Raw genomic sequence first — 23,267 nt, forward strand, 5'->3', positions numbered from 1 at the left:
AGAGGGCATTTCAAAGGAATCGCGTCGCGGTATGGACTGCAACGCGACCCCTGACAACTCAAGGCATCAAGCCGAAGCCCCGGCCTGACTGAAGGTGAAGTAACTGCGCAACGCCCCCACCAACTCTGCGTACAGCTCGCAGGACTGGGTCAGCGCAAAGCCGGAATCGTAATACCCCGGCGTTTCATCTTCCCTGGACCACATGCAATTGGCCGTCAGATTCAATAACTGCGGACCGCCACTGGCCGTAGGGATTTTGAGTTGCAGCGTGAAATCCACACCGACCAGCATGGGCAGCTGGCTGATCAGCATCAGGCCGTTTTCCGACACGTTGCCCAGGTAGCCGATCGGCTGCCCGTTATAACCATTGAACACCTGAAGGTAATACGGTAGCTGCTGACGTTCGATACGGCGCTCGATATACATAGGATGTACCGCAATCAAATGACCATGGAGCATGGTCGCACTAAAGCACGAGGGCTCAAAGGCCGCTATGGACTCAAAGAGCCATCATCCAGAGCTTAGCCGGTTACGCACAAACTTCCAGACGCCGGCGGTGAAACCTTACCGTGTTTTTTTCACCGTTTGGCGGGAAAGGTCTGGGCCGGCTGCGCCTCGTGGATATGGCCGCCCTGTTGCAATGTATCGAGCCGAGCCCGTGCCCGATAAGCGTATTCGGTGTCCGGGTACTGCATCAGCATGAACTGATAAGTCTGGGCGGCGTCCACGTACAACTGCTCGCGTTCCAGGCACTGGCCGCGCAGCAGGCTCACTTGCGGCATGACGTATTGCCGAGTGCGACTCTCGCGTTCGACCTGGGAAAGGCGCAGCATCACAGTGGCGCAGTCGCCCTTGTCGTAGGCGCGATAGGCGTCGTCGAGGTGGCTGTTCATGGCCCAGCGAGTGCAGCCCGAAAGGCCGGTCAGCAGCAGGGCCGAAAGCATGAAGATTCGCATGAAGTTCTCCTGTAATGCCGGGGTATCGGCCCGCTCGGCGAAATCTTCAATGCCATGACAGCGTCATGCCCGTTCTGCACAATCGCCGAACAAAGTCGGCCTCAGGTAGTGCAGAGGAACAATGACTACAGCCCGTTTGAGGAGTAGCCTTCTGCTGCGCTTCAATACAAGGAGTCAGTGAATGACCGTTCGCCGTACTAAAATCGTAGCTACCCTGGGCCCTGCGAGCAATTCGCCGGAAGTGATCGAACAGCTGATCCTCGCCGGGCTGGATGTGGCCCGCCTGAACTTCAGCCACGGCACGCCGGACGAGCACAAGGCTCGCGCCCGCCTCATTCGTGAAATCGCTGCGCGCAATGGCCGCCATGTGGCGCTGTTGGGCGACCTGCAAGGTCCGAAGATCCGCATCGCCAAGTTCGCCAACAAGCGGATCGAATTGAAAGTCGGCGATCGGTTCACGTTCTCGATCAACCACCCGCTGACCGAAGGCAACCAGGAAATCGTCGGTATCGACTACCCGGACCTGGTCAAGGACTGCGGCGTCGGCGATGAGCTGCTGCTGGACGACGGTCGCGTGGTGATGCGCGTCGAAACCGCCACCGCTGACGCGCTGCACTGCTCGGTATTGATCGGCGGCCCGCTGTCCGACCACAAGGGCATCAACCGCCGTGGCGGCGGCCTGACGGCGCCTGCCTTGACCGAAAAGGACAAGCAGGACATCAAGCTCGCGGCGGAAATGGACCTGGATTACCTGGCCGTTTCCTTCCCCCGCGATGCTGCCGACATGGAGTATGCCCGTCAGTTGCGTGACGAGTCCGGCGGTACCGCCTGGCTGGTGGCCAAGATCGAACGCGCCGAAGCCGTGGCCGACGACGAAACCCTCGACAACCTGATCCGCGCCAGTGACGCGGTCATGGTGGCCCGTGGCGACCTGGGTGTGGAAATCGGCGATGCCGAGCTGATCGGTATCCAGAAGAAGATCATCCAGCACGCCCGCCGCAACAACAAGGCGGTGATCGTGGCGACCCAGATGATGGAGTCGATGATCCAGAATCCGATGCCGACCCGCGCCGAAGTATCCGACGTGGCCAACGCCGTGCTCGACTCCACCGACGCGGTGATGCTCTCGGCCGAAAGCGCTGCGGGTGCCTACCCGATCGAAGCGGTGCAGGCCATGGCGCGCATCTGCCTGGGCGCTGAAAAGCACCCGTCCGGCAAGAAGTCCAGCCACCGCCTTCACACTCAGTTCGAACGTTGCGACGAAAGCATCGCCCTGGCGGCCATGTACACGGCCAACCACTTCCCGGGCGTCAAGGCAGTCATCGCGCTGACCGAAAGCGGCTACACGCCTTTGATCATGTCGCGCCTGCGCTCGTCGGTGCCGATCTACTGCTTCTCGCCACACCGCGACACTCGCGCCCGTTCGGCGATGTTCCGCGGCGTCTACCCGGTGGCCTTCGATCCGGCAGCCCTGCCGCCGAGCGAAGTCAGCCAGGCTGCCGTGGACGAGTTGCTGAAGATGGGCGTGGTCGAGCCAGGTGACTGGGTAATCCTGACCAAGGGCGACAGCTACAACCGCATCGGCGGCACCAACGGCATGAAGATTCTGCATGTCGGTGATCCGATCTTGTGAGGTTGAGGGCGCCGCTTGACCGATGGTCAGCGGCGCCTGTTTCACGCTGGGCCCCGCCCCACAAACACATCCGCCAACAACTGCCCCCGTGGCAGCCCCGCCAGAAACAATCGCCGCGAAAAACTCTCGACACTGGACGGCGAACCGCACACCAGGGCCATGGTCTGCCGCGACTGTAATCGCAACGCCCCCAGCGCAGCAGGCAACTCGGCCGGCGTCAACAATTCCACTTGCAACTGCGGCCATGCCTCGGCCAGCGCTTCAAGTTCCTCCCGCAAATAATGCCCATCGCTGTCCCGCGCCAGGTGCAGCAAGCGAATCGCGCCCTGATGTTCTGCTTCCAGGGCTTCGCGCAGCACCCCCCATAGTGGCGCCAGGCCAGTGCCGGCAGCCAGCAGCCAGAGGGGGCGGGCCTGCCAGTCCGGAGCGTAGTGCAGGGCGCCACCGCTCAACTCGCCCAGGCGGATATCGACACCGGGGGTCAGGTGGCGGGCAACATCGGCAAATGCACCCGGTTGGCTGCAATCGATATGAAACTCCAGCCACGGATCGGCCCCTGGCAAGCTCGCCAGCGAGTAAGGCCGGGCGACGCCTGTGTCGGTCCACAGCACCAGGTGCTGGCCAGGGCGGTAACGCAGTGGTCGTGAGGGTTGCAGGCGCAGGCGCAGTACCCCGCAACCGAGCCAGTCGGCCGCCACCACGCGGCTGGGCACGCCGTCGCGCTGACGGTCGAACACCGCGACCTCAAGGTCACCGACCACCCGGCACTGGCAGGCCAGGCGCCAGCCCTCGGCGCGGCGTTCAGCTTGCAGGGCGGCGGGGTTGATGTCGTCTGGCTCACCGGCCAGGCAATGCACCAGGCAGGCATGGCAGCTGCCTGCCCGGCAACTGTAGGGCACCACGACACCGGCCTCGTTGAGTGCATCGAGCAACGAGGCACCGGGCGCGACCGTCCAGTGCCGTTCGCCGACACGGATCTCAGGCATCGATCGGCTCCCAGGCCGCAGCACAGCGGTTGCGACCGCTGCGCTTGGCTCGGTACAAGGCCTGGTCGGCACGGTGCAGCGCGTCGTCCAGGTCGTCCCCCGGCAGCAGCAGGGTCATCCCGACGGACAGGCTCAGGCCGTCGAGTTCAAGCCCCTCCGGCCGCGCATCGGCAAACGCCAGGCGCAAGCGCTCGCAGCACAGGGTCAGGTCCTCGGCATGGCTGTCGAGCAAGAGCAGGACGAACTCTTCACCGCCGTAGCGGGCCAGGACATCGCCGTCCCGCAGGCTGGCCGTGGCCACCGTAGCGAAGGTCTGCAGCACCTGATCGCCAGCCGCGTGGCCATGTACGTCGTTGATGCGTTTGAAATGGTCGAGGTCGATCAAGGCCAGGCCGTGCTGGGTGCCTTTGGCCAGAGCCGACAACTCGCGGGACGCCAGCCGCAGAAAGTGCCGACGGTTGAAAAGGCTGGTCAACTCGTCGGTGGCCACCAGGTCTTCGAGCTGGCGCATCATCCCGCGCAGGGTGTCCTGATGCGCCTGCAAGGCATAGCGGCGCTGACGCATGCGATGGCGCGAAGCCTGTACATAGCTGGCGTAGAAACTCAGCCAGGCCAGCACGGCAAACAAGGCACAGCCCTGAATGAACGCCAGCCGGGGATCGCGCATCTGTCCATGGGAGGCTTCCCAGAGGTTGAGCACCACGAAGCTGGCGAACACCAGCGCGGCGCAGCGCAGAAATTTTCGGCGGTCCAGGTGAAACAGGCCAAACAGCATGATCACTACATAGAGGACCATGAAGGCGCCGCGGGCGGTGTCCAGGCAGGCAATCAGCCAGGTCTGCCCGGCCAGCCCCAGCCACACTTGAAATTCGGTCAGGCTGGCATCGGCGAAACGCTTGTTCAGCCCGGTCAGGAACACCACCAGCAGGGCGATCTGACTCAGCACCACCAGTACACTGCCGGCCACGGCGACACCTGAAGACTCGCTGAAAAAACCGCCGACCACAGCCGCCCAAAACAGCAGCAAAACCAGGGCGTAAGTGGCCGCAGCGAAGAGAAAACGCTTGAGCAGCAGTTTTTGTAGGGCGTGTTCAGTCACTCGTTGACTCACCGTGTTGAATGGAAATCCTTTCCCTGGCTGGCACCGGAGAGAATATGGCCAGATGCCACTTTAGTGTTCAGCGTCTAAAATAACTATCCAATTTCGCCCCCGTGTACAAGTTTCCTACGGATGGTAGCAATTTGCTACTCACCGGTTATCGCCCGACCTTTGAGCATCGGCGACTGTACGCGGCAATCAGTCGCGGTATACTTCGTCGCCTTTTTTGCAACCGCCAGACTGCCGCACATGCGGGGCTTTCCGATATGGCACGGCCCGACCAAGCCGTCATTCAATCGAATGTTCCCATCTTCAGAGGAGCGCACCCATGACCGTGATCAAGCAGGATGATCTGATTCAGAGCGTCGCTGACGCCTTGCAGTTCATCTCCTATTACCACCCCGTCGATTTCATCCAGGCGATGCACGAAGCCTACCTGCGCGAAGAATCGCCAGCGGCCCGTGACTCGATTGCGCAGATTCTGATCAACTCGCGCATGTGCGCCACCGGCCACCGTCCGATCTGCCAGGACACCGGCATCGTCACCGTGTTTGTGCGCGTGGGCATGGACGTGCGCTGGGACGGCGCCACCCTGAGCCTGGACGACATGATCAACGAAGGCGTGCGCCGCGCCTACAACCTGCCGGAAAACGTGTTGCGCGCCTCGATCCTCGCCGACCCGGCCGGTGCCCGCAAGAACACCAAGGACAACACCCCGGCGGTGATCCACTACTCCATCGTCCCGGGCAATACCGTGGAAGTGGACGTGGCCGCCAAGGGTGGTGGCTCGGAAAACAAATCGAAGATGGCCATGCTCAACCCTTCCGACTCCATTGTCGACTGGGTCCTGAAGACCGTCCCGACCATGGGCGCAGGCTGGTGCCCACCGGGGATGCTGGGCATCGGCATCGGCGGCACCGCCGAAAAAGCGGCAGTCATGGCCAAGGAAGTGTTGATGGACTCCATCGACATCCATGAGCTGAAAAAGCGCGGCCCGAGCAACCGTATCGAAGAGATGCGTCTGGAGCTTTTCGAGAGGGTCAACCAGCTGGGTATCGGCGCTCAGGGCCTGGGCGGCCTGACTACCGTGCTCGACGTGAAGATCATGGACTACCCGACCCACGCCGCGTCCCTGCCGGTGTGCATGATCCCCAATTGCGCGGCCACCCGTCACGCTCACTTCGTGCTGGACGGCACCGGCCCGGCCGAGCTGCAAGCGCCGGACCTGGACGCCTACCCGGAAATCGTCTGGGAAGCGGGCCCGTCGGCCCGTCGCGTCAACCTCGACACCCTGACCCCGGAAGACGTGCAGAGCTGGCAACCGGGCGAGACTATCCTGCTCAACGGCAAGATGCTCACCGGCCGCGATGCCGCCCACAAGCGCATGGTCGAAATGCTCAACCGTGGCGAAACGCTGCCGGTAGACCTCAAGGGCCGTTTCATCTACTACGTCGGCCCGGTCGATCCGATTCGCGACGAAGTGGTAGGCCCGGCCGGTCCGACCACGGCCACGCGCATGGACAAGTTCACTCGGCAGATCCTGGATCAGACCGGGCTGCTGGGCATGATCGGCAAGTCCGAACGGGGCCCTGTCGCCATCGAGGCAATCAAGGACTACAAGGCCGTATACCTGATGGCCGTAGGCGGCGCTGCCTACCTGGTGGCCCAGGCCATCAAGAAGTCGCGGGTCGTGGCCTTCGAAGAACTGGGGATGGAAGCCATCTACGAGTTCGAAGTCAAGGACATGCCGGTGACCGTTGCCGTGGACAGCAAGGGTGAATCGGTGCACATCACCGGGCCGGCGATCTGGCAGAAGAAGATTGCCGATAGCCTGGCGGTAGAGGTGCAGTAAAACCGGCTGGCCATCCTCCCACAGGGTTTGCGCAACCTGTGGGAGATCCCACGGTGGCCACCAGGATTTTCGAGCGACAGCACCGGCCTCAAGGCTCAGCTGCGACGATCAAGCAGGTTGACCACCAGACGATCCAGCCAGCCCCAGACACGCTGCTGCACCCGCCGCCAGAGCGGCCGCGCCTCCCAGTCCGCCAAAGTCACAGCGGCGCTGCGGGCAAAGTCGTGCTCGAAGCTGGCCTGCACCTGGTCAGTCAATGTGCTGTCGAGGGCCTCGAGATTCGCCTCCAGGTTGAAGCGCAGGTTCCAATGGTCGAAATTGCACGAGCCGAGGCTGACCCAATCGTCCACCAGCACCATTTTGAGGTGCAGGAAGCACGGCTGGTATTCAAAAATCTTCACGCCACCGCGCAACAAGCGCGGGTAGTAGCGATGCCCGGCGTAGCGCACCGAAGGGTGATCGGTACGCGGGCCGGTGAGCAGCAGACGCACGTCCACGCCCCGCGCGGCGGCGCGGCGCAGTGAACGCCGGACTTTCCAGGTGGGCAAAAAATAAGGCGTGGCCAGCCAGATGCGACGCTGGCCGCTGTTCAGCGCACGCACCAGGGATTGCAGAATGTCGCGGTGCTGACGCGAATCGGCATAGGCCACCCGGCCCAGGCCTTCGCCACCGACGGGAACCGGCGGCAGGCGCGGCAGGCCGAAGTGGGTCGCCGGGCGCCAGGCGCTGCGGCGCAGGTTGGCGCGCCACTGACGGTCGAACAGCATCTGCCAATCGGCCACGAGCGTACCGCGCATCTGCACCATGACTTCGTGCCATTCACTGTCGGGCTCGCCCGGCTGCCAGAATTGATCGGTCACCCCGGTGCCGCCCACCACGCCCCAGCTCTGGTCCACCAGCAACAACTTGCGGTGGTCGCGGTACAAGTTGCGGCCACCACGGTACCAGCGGGTCGGGTTATACGTACGCAGCTCGACGCCCGCCTCCAGCAGCCGCCCTCGCAGGATCAGGCCGAAAGCCTGGGCGCCATAACCATCGAACAGGCAGCGCACTTTGATTCCGCGCTCGGCGGCGTTGACCAGGACCTCGACCATGGCCTCTGCGCACGCACCGGCCTCGACCAGATACAGCTCAAGGTCGACCTGGCGCCGGGCCTGGGCAATGGCCGCGAGCATCGGAGGAAAGAACTGCGGCCCGTCGATCAGCAACTCGAATTGGTTGTCACCGCGCCAGGGAAAGATCGCACCCGCCATCTCAGCGAGCCCGGTGTGGCAGGGGGTGTGGCGGGAGTAGGCAGAGACCCATAAATATGTCCAATCGTTTCAGGCGCCAACCATAACTGCCCGTCCAGCCGCTGGCAAACCTCTGAGTCGGCTGTCATCCAAGCATCACTGAAAGGTCACTTGACTGACACCGCCCCTGCATAGCCTGAGTCTGCCCAATCAGTCTAAAGCCATGCCAACGGCTGGCCCATGGAGACCGCCATGACTCAGAGTGCACGTGTTGTCGAGACTCGCCAGGAACGTCGTCTGCAGGCCGAGCGCCTGGTCGGCACCAAGGCGTTGCGTGAGGCCCAGAGCTTGCGTTATGCCGTGTTCAGCGAGGCGTTCGATGCCCGGCTGAACGGCGCCGAACTGGGCCTTGATAGGGACACCTACGACTCACACTGTGAGCACATCGGGGTACGCGACCTGAGCACAGGCCGCCTGGTGGCCACTACACGGCTGCTGGATCATCGGGCGGCAGACCGTTTAGGCGGTTTCTACAGCGAAGAAGAGTTCAAGCTGCACGGCCTGAACAGCCTGCAAGGTTCGATTCTGGAAATCGGCCGTACCTGCGTCGACCCTGCGTACCGTAACGGCGGCACCATCGCCGTGCTATGGAGCGAGTTGGCCGAGGTGCTCAATCAGGGTCAGTACCGCTACCTGATGGGCTGCGCCAGCATCTCGATGAAAGACGGCGGCATCCAGGCCGAAGCCATCATGCAGCGCCTGCGCGAACGTTATTTGAGCACCGAGCAATTGCGCGCCGAGCCACGGCATGCACTGCCGGCACTGGAGCTGCCGCACAACGTCATTGCCGAACTGCCGCCGTTGCTCAAGGCCTACATGCGGCTGGGCGCCAAGGTCTGTGGCGAGCCATGCTGGGACGAACAGTTTCAGGTGGCCGACGTATTCATTCTGCTCAAGCGCGACGAACTGTGCCCACGCTATGCGCGGCACTTCAAGGCGGCCGTGTGATGGGCCGCGTGCGCCTGCTGGGGCGGATGCTGCGGATCGTGATGGTGGTGGGGCTGGGGCTGGCCATGGCCGCCACCGTGCGTCTATTGGAGTGGTCGAGGATCAGCGATTCCGGCGAGCGTCGTCTGCGTTGGTCACAGGCCTTCATGATACGTCTGAGCGACGCCCTGCCCTTCACCGTCACGGTACACGGTCAGGCGTCGCGCGAACCAATGCTCTGGGTCAGCAACCATGTGTCCTGGGCCGACATCCCGCTGTTGGGGATGCTGGCACCCCTGGCCTTTCTGTCCAAGGCCGATGTGCGCAGCTGGCCGGTGGCAGGCTGGCTGGCCGTGCAGGCCGGGACCCTGTTCATCCGCCGGGGGGCAGGCGACAGTCAGCTGACCCGCCGGCAAATGACCTTGCAGCTGCAAAAAGGCGCGCCCGTCCTGATCTTCCCCGAGGGCACCACCACGGACGGACGTCACCTGCGAACGTTCCATGGACGCCTGCTGGCCAGTGCCCAGGATGCCGGCGTGGCGTTGCAGCCCATCGCCATTCGCTATGTGCGCGACGGGCGGATCGACGGGGTGGCGCCGTTCATCGGCGATGATGATCTGCTGTCGCACCTGATGCGTCTGCTGGGACAGAATCGCGCGCAAGTGCACATTTACCTGTTGGCGCCCATCGCCACGACAGGCAAGGAGCGAGCCGCACTGGCCCACGAATGCCAATGCGCGGTGCACGCCGCACTGTTTGGGGAGGCACCCGCAGAAGTGGCTCGACAGGCCGCGTGAACCGGGTCTGACCGAAGTTGCACCCTACTTCCCCAACGCGAAGGCCTGCACCTGGGGATAGAAGGCGAAGAACGTCTCGCTCAGCGGCTCATACAGATCCCGCACCTCGGCAAACGCCCCTGCCAGGCCTTCGGGCCGCGACAGGCGGCGCGCAATGCCATTGAGCACAGGCTCTATCACCCGAAAATCGCGGTAGGAGCCCAGCCAGTCATCGGCAGTCATCGACGGCGCGATCTGCGCCAGCCGACCTGGCAGGTCCGGCGTGCTGCCGAGCACCTCATAAAAGCGCGCAGTGAATGCGCCCAGAGGTTCGGGGTGGTACTGGCGCCAGTGCCTGGCCAGCACGTGATCGAAAAACACATCGAGGATGATGCCCGCATACCGGCGACGCTCGGCACTGAAAAGCTGCAATGCCGAGAGCACCAACGGATGACTGTCGGTGTAGGCATCGATCTGCCGGTGCAAACGGATGGCGGCCTCCAGATCCGGCGCAAAACGCCCCTCCAGACGCCCTTTGACAAAGTCGCCGTACAGGCTGCCCAGCAGTTGTTGCGGGCTTTGCCCGCCGAGGTGCAGGTGTGCGAGATAGTTCATGCGGGGCAGCTTAGCACTTGCCATCAAGGTGGTTATAGCTTGAAATTTGGTTGAAAGGCGCGCTTAGCGCCGATATATATTTGTATATCGCGAAATACCGATATAAATTTCGTGTTCTTGCGATATATTCTTCCGCGCTGTCCCGGTAACCGGCCCAACCCAATAAGTGATCGATTCATGCCTCTGGATCTCGACGACATCATAAAAGCGCTGGCTCACCCCGCAAGGCGCGAAATCCTGGCCTGGCTCAAAGACCCGCAACAGCAGTTTCCCGACCAGCAGTACGCCACGGAACACGGCGTGTGCGCCGGACAGATCGACCAACGTTGCGGCCTCTCCCAATCGACTGTCTCCGCCCATCTGGCCACCCTGCAGCGTGCTGGCTTGATCAGCAGCAAGAAGGTCGGCCAATGGCATTTCTTCAAGCGCAACGAGGACGCTGTCCAGGCGTTCCTCCGCCAATTGAGCCTTGAACTCTAGGCGCTTGGCGGCCTGAACTACCCCATGATCATTGAAAGACACTGACGAGGCTTACCGAATGACCACGATTTTCGACCCGATCAAACTGGGCGCAATGGAGCTGCCCAACCGCATTCTGATGGCGCCCCTGACCCGCTGCCGCGCTGATGCCGGTCGCGTGCCCAACGCGCTGATGGCCGAGTACTACGTACAACGGGCCAGCGCCGGACTGATCATCTCCGAAGCCACCTCGGTCACGCCCATGGGGGTGGGCTACCCGGATACCCCCGGCATCTGGTCCAACGACCAGGTCCGTGGCTGGACCGAGGTGACCAATGCCGTGCACGCAGCGGGCGGGCGCATCGTGTTGCAACTGTGGCACGTCGGGCGCATTTCCCACGAGAGCTACCTGAATGGTGAAAAGCCGGTGGCGCCGAGTGCCATCCAGCCGGCCGGCCATGTCAGCCTGGTGCGTCCGCTGGCTGACTTCCCGACGCCGCGCGCCCTGGAAACGGCCGAGATCGCCGACGTCGTAGACGCCTACCGTACCGGCGCCGAAAATGCCAAGGCAGCGGGCTTCGATGGCGTGGAGATACATGGCGCGAACGGTTACCTGCTGGATCAGTTTCTGCAAAGCAGCACCAACCAGCGCACCGACGCCTACGGTGGCTCGGTGGAAAACCGTGCACGACTGCTGCTGGAAGTGACCGACGCCGCCATTGACGTGTGGGGCGCCGGCCGCGTAGGCATGCACCTTTCGCCACGCGCCGACCTGCACGACATGGGCGACGACACCCGCGCCGAGACCTTCACCTACGTGGCACGGGAACTGGGCAAACGCGGTATCGCGTTCATCTGCTCACGGGAGAAGGAAGCTGACGACAGCATCGGCCCGTTGATCAAGAAAGCCTTTGGCGGCCCCTACATCGTCAACGAGCGTTTCGGCAAGGACAGCGCCAACGCTGCCTTGTCCCGCGGCGTCGCCGATGCCGTCGCCTTTGGTGTGCCGTTCATCGCCAACCCTGACCTGCCGGCACGCTTGCGGGCCGAGGCGCCGCTGAACGAGCCACGCCCGGAGTCGTTCTACAGCCAGGGCGCAGTGGGGTATACCGATTATCCAGCCTTGGCGTAAGGGCTGACGGGCACTACCGGCTTCTGCAGAAAATCCGAACCCACTTCGGACCCTGTGGAAGCCGCCCTTGGGCGCGATGACATCAACGCATGCTCCTGCAAGACCGCGTCGCCTGCATCGCGCCCCAGCGCTGCTGCCACAAGCGCCTCAATCATGCCTACTGTTGGCCAGCCCGCGCATTGATCTGCTGTTGCAGATTCTGCACCTGACTCTGCAAGGCGATGATGTTGCGGGTCACCTGGCCACGAAACGCATCGAACTCTGCCGTATTGGCCGGGGTCGCCGCCGGGCGGTTGTCCTGCTCGCTTTTGAGTACCAGCAGGTCTTGCTGGATCTGCTCCAGTTGCGCGGCCGGGTTGCCCTGTTTCTTCAAGGCTGCCACATCACCGTTCAACGTATTGACCTGACTTTCCAACTGACCCTGACCGGTCTGGGCTGCCTTGAGCGTGGCCAGGTCACTGCTCAGGGCTTTCACCTGCGCCTGCAACTGCTCGTTGGCCGCCTGCAACGCCACCGCCTGAGCGCTGGACTGGTTCTGCGCATCTTCCAGACGCTTGCCCAGCCCGCTCTGCAAGCCCATGACGCCTTGTTGTTGCTGACGGGCCTGGTCGTCGAGGCGTGCCTGAAGCTGCTGCACCTGCGCCTTCAACGCCTCGGTATCGGAGCTGGCGCTGGATTCGGTATTGGCGACCTTGCCGCTGATGGCCTGCAAGCGACCTGCGGCATCTTCGCTGATACGGGCGAAGCTTTCCTGAGTAGCGACCAATTGCTGTTCCATCATCGACAGGTGGCGGAAGCTCCACCAGCCCAGTCCTGCCAGCGCAATGGCCAAGGCGCCAATCAGCGCCCAGAGCGCCCCCATCATCGGCGGCTTGACCCGCACTACGGGTGTCGTGCGCGAGTACACCGCGTTGCGATCCGGCGCCGAAGCGGGCGCGTCGAATTCATGGTCACGGTCATCGGCCCGCAGACTGGGCAAGTGGTCATCAAAATCGTCTGTGGCGTCTTTGCGCATGGCGGGTGACCTTCATGAATCAGTGTTGGCAAAAAATGCTGGGATCTTAAACTGCCCGCCGGGTTTGATCGACCCGCAAATGTTTCAATCTTCGAGCATCGGCTGACTGGCCTGCCACCAGCCACAGAACTCGTCCAGCGCCGCCCACAGACTCACCGAGGGCTCATAGCCCAGATGATGCCTGGCCCGGGAAATGTCGAGGGTGAAACTCTTGTTCAGCACCTGCGTGCCCAGACGCGACAGCGTGGGCCGCGGCCGACCGGGCCAGAGGGAGCAGGCGCCCTCGTTGAGCAACGCAGCGCCATAGGCCAGCCCGAACGAACGGTATCGGGTGACAGTAGGCAGCTGCATCCGGCGCAGCACATAGTTGATCACATCCCAGATCGGCAGCGGCGCGCCATTACTGATGTTATAGGCCTTGCCCAACGCCGCTGGCCCCACCTGCAAGGCACTGAGCAACGCCTGGTTGAGGTTGTGCACGCTGGTGAAATCGACCCTGTTCAAACCGTTGCCGATGATGGCCAGACGGCGCTTGCGCTGGAGCTGCAACAAGCGCGGAAAAATCGCCATGTCGCCAGCACCGGTGACCATACGCGGACGCAAGGCCAACACCTCCAGGCCGAACTCGGCGGCGCCGAAGACCTTCTGCTCCGCCAGGTATTTGCTGGCCCCGTAGTGGTTGTAGAAACGCCGCGGTATCTGCTCTTCCTTTATATTCAGGTGCGAGCGGCCGTCGAAATAGATCGAGGGCGAAGACAGGTGTACCAGGCGCTGCACGTGCTCCTTCAGGCAGGCTTCGACGACATTCTCGGTGACCTGGACGTTGGCCTGGATAAAGTCCTGGCGACGACCCCATTGGCTCACCGCGCCGGCACAGTGCACCACCGCGTCGACGCCCATGCACAGGCGCCGGGCCAACTCGGCGTCACCCAGGTCGCCCGGAATGAATTGTGCGCCCCGGCGCTGCAGGTGCTCGACCGCCTCGCTGCGCCGCCCATTGACCCGCACGTCGAGCCCTTGCTCCAGAGCGAAGCGCGCAAAGCGGCCGCCAATGAACCCGCTCGCGCCGGTGACCAGAATTTTCATGAACTGCTCCACTCGTCTTTCATCTTCAGCCCTGGACAAGCGCCTGATGGCAGGCTCGGGCCAAGCGATCGGTCAATTGCTCGAGCAACTGGCCGCCACTGCGCCAATAGTGCCAGTACAGCGGCACATCCAATGGATTATCCGGCATCAGCTCGACCAGCACACCCTTGGCCAACTGTTCGCGCACCTGCAGTTCGGGCACCAGGCCCCAACCGATACCGGCCTCGGCCATGCGCAGGAAGCCCTCGGAGGACGGGCACAGGTGGTGGGAAAATGGGCCGTCCATGCCCAGCATCGCCACATAGCGGTGCTGCAGGGTGTCATCCGGGCCATAGACCAGGGCCGGAGCGCGGCTCAATGTTGCCGGGGTGACCCCCTTGGCAAAGTGCCGCGCCATGAATCCGGGGCACGCCAGTGCCCGGTAACGCATGGCCCCCAACGCCAGGCTGCGTGCACCCGCTACCGGCTGCTGACTGGCGCACAGGCAGGCAGCCACCTCACCGGCGCGCATGCGCTTGAGGGAGACGTCCTGATCTTCCACCACCAGGTCCAGCAGCAACCCTTCCTCGGCGCAGAAATCCCCGACAGCCGCAGCCCACCAGGTGGCCAGGCTGTCGGCGTTGATTGCCACCCGCAGACGTTGGGCAATGCCCTCCTCGTCCAGACTCGGCACCTGGCCTTGCAGGCCGCGCTCCAGCAGGCGTACTTGCTGGACGTGATTGAGTAACTGGCGGCCCAGCCCAGTGGGCACGGGCGGCGAGGCCCGGATGAGCACCGGCTGACCGACTCGGGCTTCGAGCAACTTGATGCGCTGCGAGACCGCCGATTGCGACAGACCCAGCAACTGCGCGGCACGCTCAAAGCCAGCCTGTTCCACCACGGCGGCCAAGGCCGACAGTAACTTGTAGTCGAACATCAGTTTACCTAATGGGTAATTACAGTTATTCGTTTTCCTTATACACCGATTAGCCCGAGCATGGCAGCTCATTAATGGGGTATGAGTCATGTGGCAGAGCTATTTCAACGGGATCTTGGTGGCCGGCGGCCTGATCATGGCGATCGGCACGCAGAACGCCTTCGTACTGGCTCAAAGCCTGCGTCGCGAACATCACCTCGCCGTGGCCACACTCTGCGTGCTTTGCGATGCTCTGCTGGTGACTGCCGGGGTATTCGGCCTGGCCAACGTGCTGGCGCATAACCCCCTGTTGCTGGCGGTGGCCCGGTGGGGCGGCGTGGTGTTCCTCATCGGGTATGCCTGCAAAGCCGTGCGCCGGGCGCTTGCAGCCCAGAGCCTGGAACAGGCGGCCGGCGCGGGCACCCGCGCCTTGCACGCGGTGCTGCTCAGCGCCTTGGCGGTCACCCTGCTCAACCCCCACGTGTACCTCGACACGGTGCTGCTGATCGGTTCGCTGGGGGCCCAGCAGAGCGTTCCCGGTGCCTACGTGGCCGGCGCCGCCAGCGCGTCCCTGCTTTGGTTTTTCAGCCTGGCCCTGGCGGCCGCATGGCTGGCACCCTGGCTGGCACGGCCGGCCACCTGGCGCATCCTCGACGGGTTGGTGGCGGTCATGATGCTTGCAGTGGCCGGTCAACTGATGCTCGGCTGAACCGAAAGCGGAACCTCTATCCCCTACAGTTGTTGCGTGGTTAAGGCTCTGCCCCGGTGCTATGATCCAACGCTGCGCCGCAAAGAGTAAAAACTCGCCGGCGTATTACTGGCCGCCCGTGATCGGCCTTGCGTTCACCGCAACAGACCCTGATTAGGAGAATCACCCATGGCTTTCGAATTGCCACCGCTGCCGTATGCCCACGACGCGCTGCAACCGCACATCTCCAAGGAAACTCTGGAGTTCCACCACGACAAGCACCACAACACCTACGTCGTGAACCTGAACAACCTGGTCCCTGGTACCGAGTTCGAAGGCAAGAGCCTCGAAGAGATCGTCAAGTCCTCTTCGGGCGGGATCTTCAACAACGCGGCCCAGGTCTGGAACCACACCTTCTACTGGAACTGCCTGGCCCCCAACGCTGGCGGCGCACCGACTGGCGCACTGGCCGCAGCCATCGACAAGTCGTTCGGTTCGTTCGACAAGTTCAAGGAAGAGTTCAGCAAGACCTCCATCGGCACCTTCGGCTCCGGCTGGGGCTGGCTGGTGAAAAAGGCGGACGGTTCCCTGGCCCTGGCCAGCACCATCGGCGCCGGCAACCCGATCACCAGTGGCGATACCCCGCTGCTGACCTGCGATGTCTGGGAACACGCCTACTACATCGACTACCGCAACCTGCGTCCGAAGTACGTCGAGGCGTTCTGGAACCTGGTGAACTGGAAGTTCGTTGCCGAGCAGTTCGAAGGCAAAGCGTTCACGGCCTGAGCCGACGTGCTTTGAAAGCCGACCCCCTCGCGGGTCGGTTTTTTTATGCCCGCGCGTTGGGTCGATGACAATTGACGAAGGGTCCTCAAGATTGACCCGACTCCTGCCGAGATAGTTAGCAAGGCAAGAATTGCCACCTTCGGAATGCCCTTTGACGGCCACCTCCAGATTGCCAATACTCTCGGCACGGTGAAGCATGGCGCTCGGTACAAGGAAAAACGCTTTGAAGCTGGAACTCAAGCACAGCCTGTCGGTGAAGCTACTCCGGTTCGTCCTGTTATCAGCGCTGATTGTCGGTGTTGCGCTCAGCTGTGCGCAGATCGTCTTCGACGTCTACAAGACCCGCCAGGCCGTTTCCAATGACGCCGGACGCATCCTCAACATGTTCCGCGACCCTTCGACCCAGGCCGTCTACAGCCTGGATCGGGAAATGGGCATGCAGGTCATCGAAGGGTTGTTCCAGGACCAGGCCGTGCGCGTGGCCTCCATCGGGCACCCCAATGAAGCCATGCTGGCGGAAAAGACCCGGCCGCTGGAGCAATCCGCGAGCCGCTGGCTGACCGACCCGATCCTCGGCGCCCAGCGCACCTTCACCACGCAACTGGTGGGCCGCAGCCCCTACAGCGAATATTACGGCGACCTGAGCATCACCCTTGACACCGCCAGCTATGGCCAGGCGTTCCTGATGAGCTCGGTGATCATCTTCATTTCCGGCGTATTGCGAGCCATGGCCATGGGCCTGGTGCTGTACCTGATCTACCACTGGATGCTGACCAAGCCGCTGTCGCGGATCATCGAGCACCTGACCCAGATCAACCCCGACCGTCCCAGCGAGCACAAGCTGCCGCTGCTCAAGGGGCATGAACGGAACGAGTTGGGCCTGTGGATCAACACGGCCAACCAACTGCTCGAATCCATCGAACGCAACACCCACCTGCGCCATGAAGCGGAAAACAGCCTGCAGCGCATGTCCCAGTACGACTTCCTGACCGGGCTGCCCAATCGCCTGCAATTGCAGAGTCAGCTGGACAAGATTCTGGTCGACGCCGGACGCCGGCAACGCAGCGTGGCCGTGTTATGCGTAGGCCTGGACGACTTCAAGGGCATCAACGAGCAGTTCAGCTACCAGATCGGCGATCAGCTGCTGCTGGCCCTGGCAGACCGCCTGCGCGGCCACAGCGGCCGTCTCGGCGCCTTGGCGCGGTTGGGCGGCGATCAATTCGCACTGGTCCAGGCGGACATCGAGCAGCCTTACGAGGCCGCCGAGCTGGCGCAGAACATCCTCGACGACCTAGAAGCGGCGTTTGCCCTTGAGCCTCACGAAATCCGCCTGCGCGCCACCATCGGCATCACCCTCTTCCCGGAAGATGGCGACAGCACCGAAAAATTGCTGCAAAAAGCCGAACAGACCATGACGTTGGCCAAGACCCGCTCGCGCAATCGTTACCAGTTCTACATCGCCAGCGTCGACAGCGAGATGCGCCGCCGGCGTGAACTGGAAAAAGACCTGCGCGACGCCTTGCCGCGCAACCAGCTGTACCTTGTCTATCAACCGCAGATCAGCTATGCCGACCACCGTGTGGTGGGGGTCGAGGCCTTGCTGCGCTGGCAGCATCCGGAGCACGGGCTGGTCCCGCCGGACCAGTTCATTCCGCTGGCCGAGCAGAACGGCTGCATCATCGCTATTGGCGAATGGGTGCTGGACCAGGCCTGCCGGCAGCTTCGCGAATGGCATGACCTGGGTTTCACCGATGTGCGCATGGCGGTCAACCTGTCCACGGTGCAGCTGCACCACAGTGAGCTGCCACGGGTAATCAACAACCTCATGCAGCGCTATCGCCTGCCGCCGCGCAGCCTGGAGCTGGAGGTCACCGAAACCGGTTTGATGGAAGACATCAGCACCGCTGCCCAGCATCTGCTGAGCCTGCGCCGCTCCGGTGCGCTGATCGCCATTGACGACTTCGGGACGGGGTATTCGTCCCTCAGCTATCTGAAGTCACTGCCGCTGGACAAGATCAAGATCGACAAGAGCTTCGTACAGGATGTGCTGCAGGACGACGATGACGCAACCATCGTGCGCGCCATCATCCAGTTGGGCAAAAGCCTTGGCATGCAAGTCATCGCCGAGGGGGTGGAGACCATCGAACAGGAGGCCTACATCATTGCCGAGGGCTGCCATGAAGGTCAGGGTTACCTGTACAGCAAGCCGCTGCCGGTGCGCGAGTTGACGGCGTTTCTCAGGCAGACCGACCGGATCCGGGTACCATCGTTGTAGGACAACGACGGAACCCGGTCGGGCCTCAGGTCCGTCCGGCGTGACCCAGGCTGTACATGAGCATCAGGAATGGCTGGCCTGGCTGGGCCGAAGTCTGCATTTTGGCCACACGAGGCACGCAGGCCCCCGCGCTGACCACTTGCGAGCCGGGCTCACCCCAGGCAGCCGCAGCTGCCGTGGCAACCCCGAGCGCCGCCACCAGAAACACACCTCGAGCGACTTCTAACTTCATGACTACAACCCCTTGATAGCGCTGCCAAACGCTGCCTCATAAAAGTAGAGGAACTTCTTCCACTCTGCATCGCTGAACGACGAGTGGCGGCGCAGTTGCTTGAGGTCGTGGCGAGCAGCGGCCTGGGGCAGGAGCCGTTGACGGCATTTCTCGAGGTCCAGGAGTGCCACTTCCACTTTAGCGTCCTCGCCCTCTCCAATTACCCGGACAAACACGTGCTTGCTGTACAGGCAGCTGTGCTGCCACCGCCCCTTGTGCATGCGTGCCAGGTTCTGCGCCAACGCCTCAAGAATGCGCTCATGGAGTTCTTCCCCGTACCGCTCGCGCCCACCGGCGGCGTACCAGTTGTCCAGTTCGTCGAAGCCCTCCAGGGCGGCGGTGACCAACAGCGCCCGCCACTGATGCTGAGGATCGCGCTGGGCGCCACAGAAGATCAGCTCCGGCACCCGCACATTCAAGGCCTGCAAGCCCTGAATGGCGTCCCGCTCGCGCAGCACCGTCGGACGGCCGAAGGGGTACAGCCAGCTGCGGTAGATATGCCCGGTCTGGCGCTTGGCATACAGCAGTCCGCCGTTGCTGGCATGAATCCGCTGTACGCCGCTCTCGCCGCCGCGCCGCTCGTTGGGCTCTTCCACCCACTCACCGCGCTGGGCCCAGAAATAGTCGAAACGCTGATCCTGAGTAGCGCCGCTTTCAGTTGCACTGTTTGCAGCCATGACAATCAATCCTTACGTAATAAGTACACGCGCCACATGGCGTAGTGGGGCACAAAGTCCAAGTGTCGCTCGACCCTGAACCCTGCCTCGGCAAACTCGCGCGCCACCCTCTGCCTGGGTAACACAAAGCGATTCTGGTAGCCCTCCTGCTGGCGGCTGGCCTCGGCGCGTTGGCGCTTCCACGCCTTGAAGTTGCCATCGACCCACAACGACAGGATGACACTGTCGCGGGTGACACGATGAAACTCCTTGAACAGGGCCGCGCGGTGCGCCGCTTCGCCGATGTGATGCAGCAGGCGCATGCTGAAGATGCAGTCCACTGACGCCTCGGGGAGGTCGATCGCGAAGGCGGAGGTCTGCAAGGGTCTGACCCGCTTGACCACTTCAGGCGGCAGCATCGTGCAGGCCGTCTGCACCATGGCAGCGGAATTGTCCGCACCGATGATCACGCGCCCGGGCTTTTCGGCCAACATCGGCCAGAAACGGCCTGCCCCACAGGGCAGATCCAATACCAGGCCGGGGTCGCCCGCCATGGCCAATACCTTGCGGGCCAGTTGCACATCCCGCCAATGCGACATCCGACGGGCAACACCATTCTGGTGTTTTAAAAAGTATTTCCGGGCGTGGGCTTCATCGTATTTGTCGGAAAACTCGAGCTTGACCTCTTCGCTCATGGGGCTATCTCCTGAGTGCATCCCCCGAGACTAGCCACGCGTTTGTGGTCGAGCAGTCAGACAAATGTGAAAAATTCATTATTAACAAATTCATACATTTCAAGATATTTCAATTAACAAAAAAAATAGTCATGAATGGTTTTTCTGGCTCAGTTGGCACCCGCTGCCAGTTCCACGCGGAAACAGCAGCCTTGCGGCTCGCGCTCGCTGAGCTCGACCTGCCAGCCTTGGTCCTCACAGATGCGTTGCACCAGGGACAGCCCGAGGCCCAGGCCTTCGCCGCGTTTTTCCCCACCGCGCACAAAAGGCTGAAACATGGCTTCGCGCTTCTCCTCAGGAATGCCCACACCGCTGTCTTCCACGGTAAAGACATGGCCCGAGAGTTTCAGCCGGATAAAGCCCTGGTCGGTGTAGTGCATGGCGTTGCGTAGCAGGTTACCCATGACGGTCAGCAAGAAGGTCGCGTTGTAGCGCCGGTCCGTTGCGCCTTCGGCGAAGTATTCCAGTTGCAACCCCTTGGCCTCGATCGGCGTGCGCCAGAGCTGAAGCAGGTCCTCGGCCACTTGCTCGAGAGTGATCTGCGCGGTCAGATCGGAGTCATCGCGCTGGGCCCGCGCCAGCATGAGGAACGTCTGCACCAGCTCGCGCATTTCTTCGCAAGCCCGGGCAATGCGTTGCACCTGGTTGCGAGCGCGAGGTTCCAGGGCAGGATTCTCCAGCAACAGCTCGCAGGAACTCGCCAGCACCATCAGCGGTGTGCGCAGCTCATGGCTGACGTCGCTGGTGAACATGCGCTCGCGGCTCAGGGCCTCGCGCAGCCGCCCCAGGGTGGCGTCGAAGGCCACGGCCAACTCACCGACCTCATCGGCGGCGTAGTCCGGGGCCAGCGGCGGCGCGAGGCCCAGCAACTGGTCACGGTGCCGGACCTGACGGGCCAGGCGCACCACCGGCGCCATGACGCGACGCGCCAGTACCCAGCCGAGGACCAAGGCCAGCGCCAGGCTGAGAACGAAGCCCACCACCACCACGGCGAACAGCACGCGTTCGCGCTCCTCAAAATCGCTCTGGTCCTGCAGCAGCACGTAGCGCCGACCGTCGACGACCTCGACCATGGCGTGATAGGACAGGTCGCCGCGAAACACTTCATGAAAGCCCGGCGTCAAATGATGCAGATCCTTGGGCAGTTCATAGTCGCCCGGCCCGCCGGAGAAATAGAATAATTGGTCAGGCTCGGGGCGGTGCGACCAGTCGCCGACGCTGTCCATCTGCAACAGACGCTGTAGATCACCCCCCAGGCCTGCGGAGATAAGCTTCTCTTCCACCAAATGTACGGTGGCGACAATGCCCACGGCAAAAGCTCCGGCCACCAGCGCGCTCATCAGGGCAAACGCGATGATGATGCGTTGTGAAAGGCTTTGCTTAAACTCCATCACGACCCTCGGCCAACCGATAGCCGACGCCGTGCACCGTGTGCAGCAGTGGCTTGTCGAATGGCTTGTCGATGACCTGACGCAATTGGTGAACGTGGCTGCGCAAGCTGTCGCTGTCCGGGCAATCATCGCCCCACAGGGCTTCCTCAAGTACTTCGCGGCGCAGGACATGAGGACTTTTCTGCATCAATACCGCCAGCAGCTTGAGGCCCACCGGGTTGAGCTTGAGCAGTTTGCCCTCGCGCGTCACCTCAAGGGTGTCGAGATCGTAGATCAGCTCACCCACCTGCAGGTTGCGCCGGCCACCGCCTTGGGCGCGACGTAGCACAGCCTCGATGCGGGCGGCCAGTTCCGACAGGGCAAAGGGCTTGAGCAAGTAGTCGTCGGCACCCGAGCGGAAGCCCTGGAGGCGGTCATCCAACTGGTCGCGGGCGGTCAGCATGATCACCGGCGTGTCGCGCCGAGCATCTTCGCGCAGGCGTTTGCACAGGGTATAGCCGTCGATGCCGGGGAGCATGATATCGAGGACGATCAGGTCGTAATGCTCGGTGGCCGCCAAGTGCAGGCCAGACAGTCCGTCCTGGGCGCAATCGACGGTATACCCCTTCAAACCCAGATAGTCAGCCAGATTGGCTAGGATGTCCCGGTTGTCTTCGACCAACAAAATTCGCATCAGTGTTCTCGCTCCATTCGCCGCAGATTCCCGTTTGGCTGGCGCAGCTTAAAGGTTGCGCAGGCAACCGGCCAGCGCCCATCGACGTTTGACACCATTGACGTTTTTTTCACCTCTCATTGACACACATCCAACGTTAAAACGCGCAAACTTGAAGGTTAGCGTGTCATTCAATCCTGATCGCCTTCATGACGATGGGAACCGTTCCGTTTTACCGTGGACCGACCATGCCCTCAACCGCCCTGCAACCCACGTCACCGCGCATTAATTTCAAGCTGTATCTCGGCTTGCCAATAATGGTGGCCATCTCGCTCCTGCTGTTGGAGCTCACTGATATCGACATGGTACTGGAGCGCCTGTTCTACGACCCCATCGACCACACCTTTGCCGGCAAGCACAGCTATTGGCTGGAAACGGTGCTGCACGACCGCGCCAAGCAGTTTGTGATCGCCATCGGCGTGTTCGCCGCCGTTGGGTACTTCGCCAGCTACATGGTCAAGCGTTTGCTGACCTACCGCCGCGAATTCGCCTTCGTCGTAGTGGCCATGACCCTGTCCACCAGCTACACCGCTCCCATCAAGACACTCACCGGCGTGCAATGCCCTTGGGATTTGACCGAGTTTGGCGGCCAGCAGGTCTACACCAAGTTGCTGCAGCACCGCCCACCGACCGATGATCCTGGTCGTTGCTGGCCCGGCGGCCATGCGGCCACCGGTTTTACCTTGTTCACCCTGTTTTTTGCCTTCCGCAATCGCAGCCGGCGCTGGGCACGCCGCAGCCTGGTCTTCGCCTTCGCGCTGGGCACCGTGTTCTCCATCGGCCGAATGATTCAGGGCGCGCATTTTCTATCCCATAACATCTGGGCCGCGACCTTCTGCTGGCTGATCTGCCTGGGGACCTACTACGTCATGCTGTACCGGCCCAAGGCTGTAGAGATCACCGAGCCACAACCCGCCATCGCCTGACAGCGGTTGTGGGAGCAGCCCTGTTGCCTCAGGCCCCACTTGAGATACCCATAAAAAAACCCCGCACAAGGCGGGGTTTTTTTATGGGTGATACTCAGGGGGTAA

Annotated in this window: 24 protein-coding genes; 10 read left to right on the plus strand and 14 right to left on the minus strand. The window is 62.4% G+C overall.

Translation table 11 applies throughout. The features are described from left to right. Positions 1 to 66 precede the first annotated feature (66 nt). Positions 67 to 426, minus strand: coding sequence for a PilZ domain-containing protein (locus tag HB675_RS00565; protein ID WP_213875141.1), 360 nt, complete (start codon positions 424 to 426; stop codon positions 67 to 69). A gap of 152 nt (positions 427 to 578) precedes the next feature. Continuing rightward, positions 579 to 956 (minus strand): tetratricopeptide repeat protein, encoded by a 378-nt coding sequence (locus tag HB675_RS00570; protein ID WP_213875142.1) that lies wholly within the window; start codon positions 954 to 956, stop codon positions 579 to 581. 181 nt (positions 957 to 1,137) lie between these two features. On the opposite strand from HB675_RS00570, the gene pyk reads away from it, so the two are divergent. Then, positions 1,138 to 2,589: a pyruvate kinase gene (gene pyk, locus HB675_RS00575; RefSeq protein WP_213875143.1), complete on the plus strand. Its 1,452-nt coding sequence runs from the start codon at positions 1,138 to 1,140 to the stop codon at positions 2,587 to 2,589. 41 nt (positions 2,590 to 2,630) lie between these two features. Here pyk and HB675_RS00580 read toward each other — a convergent pair whose 3' ends face one another. Further along, a complete protein-coding gene (locus HB675_RS00580; RefSeq protein ID WP_213875144.1) occupies positions 2,631 to 3,575 on the minus strand; it encodes an iron-sulfur-binding ferredoxin reductase in 945 nt (314 codons plus the stop codon). Beyond that, positions 3,568 to 4,674, minus strand: a complete 1,107-nt coding sequence (locus HB675_RS00585) for a diguanylate cyclase (RefSeq protein WP_213875145.1) — start codon at positions 4,672 to 4,674, stop codon at positions 3,568 to 3,570. Before HB675_RS00585 ends, HB675_RS00580 begins: the two co-directional genes overlap by 8 nt. A gap of 328 nt (positions 4,675 to 5,002) precedes the next feature. On the opposite strand from HB675_RS00585, the gene HB675_RS00590 reads away from it, so the two are divergent. After that, on the plus strand, positions 5,003 to 6,526 hold the full coding sequence (locus HB675_RS00590) for a fumarate hydratase (protein WP_213875146.1): 1,524 nt from the start codon (positions 5,003 to 5,005) through the stop codon (positions 6,524 to 6,526). A gap of 95 nt (positions 6,527 to 6,621) precedes the next feature. Here HB675_RS00590 and HB675_RS00595 read toward each other — a convergent pair whose 3' ends face one another. Then, positions 6,622 to 7,779: a phosphatidylserine/phosphatidylglycerophosphate/cardiolipin synthase family protein gene (locus HB675_RS00595; protein ID WP_213875147.1), complete on the minus strand. Its 1,158-nt coding sequence runs from the start codon at positions 7,777 to 7,779 to the stop codon at positions 6,622 to 6,624. Positions 7,780 to 8,010: 231 nt separating this feature from the next. Between HB675_RS00595 and olsB the strand changes: the two genes are divergently transcribed. Both olsB and HB675_RS00605 read left to right on the plus strand, forming a co-directional pair. Continuing rightward, positions 8,011 to 8,766, plus strand: coding sequence for an L-ornithine N(alpha)-acyltransferase (olsB, locus tag HB675_RS00600; RefSeq protein WP_213875148.1), 756 nt, complete (start codon positions 8,011 to 8,013; stop codon positions 8,764 to 8,766). Beyond that, a complete protein-coding gene (locus tag HB675_RS00605) occupies positions 8,766 to 9,542 on the plus strand; it encodes a lysophospholipid acyltransferase family protein (protein ID WP_213875149.1) in 777 nt (258 codons plus the stop codon). Before olsB ends, HB675_RS00605 begins: the two co-directional genes overlap by 1 nt. Positions 9,543 to 9,566: 24 nt before the next feature. Here the strand turns inward: HB675_RS00605 and HB675_RS00610 are convergent, their stop codons facing one another. Beyond that, the gene (locus HB675_RS00610) at positions 9,567 to 10,136 is read right to left on the minus strand and encodes an ACP phosphodiesterase (protein ID WP_213875150.1); all 570 of its coding nucleotides are present in this window, start codon (positions 10,134 to 10,136) and stop codon (positions 9,567 to 9,569) included. Positions 10,137 to 10,313: 177 nt separating this feature from the next. Here HB675_RS00610 and HB675_RS00615 point away from each other — a divergent pair, with 177 nt between their 5' ends. Both HB675_RS00615 and HB675_RS00620 read left to right on the plus strand, forming a co-directional pair. Further along, complete coding sequence (locus tag HB675_RS00615; RefSeq protein ID WP_213875151.1) at positions 10,314 to 10,616, plus strand: metalloregulator ArsR/SmtB family transcription factor; 303 nt, start codon at positions 10,314 to 10,316, stop codon at positions 10,614 to 10,616. A 58-nt stretch (positions 10,617 to 10,674) separates the two neighbouring features. After that, entirely contained in the window at positions 10,675 to 11,727 is a 1,053-nt protein-coding gene (locus tag HB675_RS00620) for an alkene reductase (RefSeq protein ID WP_213875152.1), read from the plus strand. Between the two features lie 157 nt (positions 11,728 to 11,884). On the opposite strand, the gene HB675_RS00625 is transcribed toward HB675_RS00620, so the two are convergent. The 3 genes from HB675_RS00625 to HB675_RS00635 all read right to left on the minus strand — a co-directional run bounded on the left by HB675_RS00625 (position 11,885) and on the right by HB675_RS00635 (position 14,744). Continuing rightward, positions 11,885 to 12,742: an ATPase gene (locus tag HB675_RS00625; protein ID WP_213875153.1), complete on the minus strand. Its 858-nt coding sequence runs from the start codon at positions 12,740 to 12,742 to the stop codon at positions 11,885 to 11,887. 84 nt (positions 12,743 to 12,826) lie between these two features. Continuing rightward, entirely contained in the window at positions 12,827 to 13,828 is a 1,002-nt protein-coding gene (locus HB675_RS00630) for an NAD-dependent epimerase/dehydratase family protein (protein WP_213875154.1), read from the minus strand. A gap of 25 nt (positions 13,829 to 13,853) precedes the next feature. Then, complete coding sequence (locus HB675_RS00635; protein WP_213875155.1) at positions 13,854 to 14,744, minus strand: LysR family transcriptional regulator ArgP; 891 nt, start codon at positions 14,742 to 14,744, stop codon at positions 13,854 to 13,856. 88 nt (positions 14,745 to 14,832) lie between these two features. Between HB675_RS00635 and HB675_RS00640 the strand changes: the two genes are divergently transcribed. From HB675_RS00640 to HB675_RS00650, 3 genes are all read left to right on the plus strand, one after another. Beyond that, on the plus strand, positions 14,833 to 15,432 hold the full coding sequence (locus HB675_RS00640) for a LysE/ArgO family amino acid transporter (RefSeq protein WP_213875156.1): 600 nt from the start codon (positions 14,833 to 14,835) through the stop codon (positions 15,430 to 15,432). 168 nt (positions 15,433 to 15,600) lie between these two features. Continuing rightward, positions 15,601 to 16,197, plus strand: a complete 597-nt coding sequence (locus HB675_RS00645) for a Fe-Mn family superoxide dismutase (RefSeq protein WP_213875157.1) — start codon at positions 15,601 to 15,603, stop codon at positions 16,195 to 16,197. A gap of 223 nt (positions 16,198 to 16,420) precedes the next feature. Then, positions 16,421 to 18,472 carry a bifunctional diguanylate cyclase/phosphodiesterase gene (locus HB675_RS00650; RefSeq protein ID WP_213875158.1) on the plus strand — a complete coding sequence of 684 codons (2,052 nt, stop codon included), beginning with the start codon at positions 16,421 to 16,423 and terminating at the stop codon, positions 18,470 to 18,472. Between the two features lie 25 nt (positions 18,473 to 18,497). Here HB675_RS00650 and HB675_RS00655 read toward each other — a convergent pair whose 3' ends face one another. The 5 genes from HB675_RS00655 to colR form a co-directional block, all read right to left on the minus strand. Beyond that, entirely contained in the window at positions 18,498 to 18,704 is a 207-nt protein-coding gene (locus HB675_RS00655; protein ID WP_213875159.1) for a hypothetical protein, read from the minus strand. Between the two features lie 2 nt (positions 18,705 to 18,706). Next, positions 18,707 to 19,420 (minus strand): lipopolysaccharide kinase InaA family protein, encoded by a 714-nt coding sequence (locus HB675_RS00660; RefSeq protein WP_213875160.1) that lies wholly within the window; start codon positions 19,418 to 19,420, stop codon positions 18,707 to 18,709. Between the two features lie 5 nt (positions 19,421 to 19,425). After that, positions 19,426 to 20,094 carry a class I SAM-dependent methyltransferase gene (locus HB675_RS00665; RefSeq protein ID WP_213875161.1) on the minus strand — a complete coding sequence of 223 codons (669 nt, stop codon included), beginning with the start codon at positions 20,092 to 20,094 and terminating at the stop codon, positions 19,426 to 19,428. A gap of 149 nt (positions 20,095 to 20,243) precedes the next feature. Then, entirely contained in the window at positions 20,244 to 21,524 is a 1,281-nt protein-coding gene (locus HB675_RS00670) for a HAMP domain-containing sensor histidine kinase (protein ID WP_213875162.1), read from the minus strand. Further along, entirely contained in the window at positions 21,514 to 22,197 is a 684-nt protein-coding gene (gene colR, locus HB675_RS00675; protein ID WP_213875163.1) for a response regulator transcription factor, read from the minus strand. Before colR ends, HB675_RS00670 begins: the two co-directional genes overlap by 11 nt. Before the next feature lie 227 nt (positions 22,198 to 22,424). On the opposite strand from colR, the gene HB675_RS00680 reads away from it, so the two are divergent. Further along, complete coding sequence (locus tag HB675_RS00680) at positions 22,425 to 23,162, plus strand: phosphatase PAP2 family protein (RefSeq protein ID WP_213875164.1); 738 nt, start codon at positions 22,425 to 22,427, stop codon at positions 23,160 to 23,162. Positions 23,163 to 23,267: the final 105 nt, after the last annotated feature.

The sequence above is a fragment of the Pseudomonas sp. dw_358 genome (genome assembly GCF_018449655.1).
Lineage (GTDB): Bacteria > Pseudomonadota > Gammaproteobacteria > Pseudomonadales > Pseudomonadaceae > Aquipseudomonas.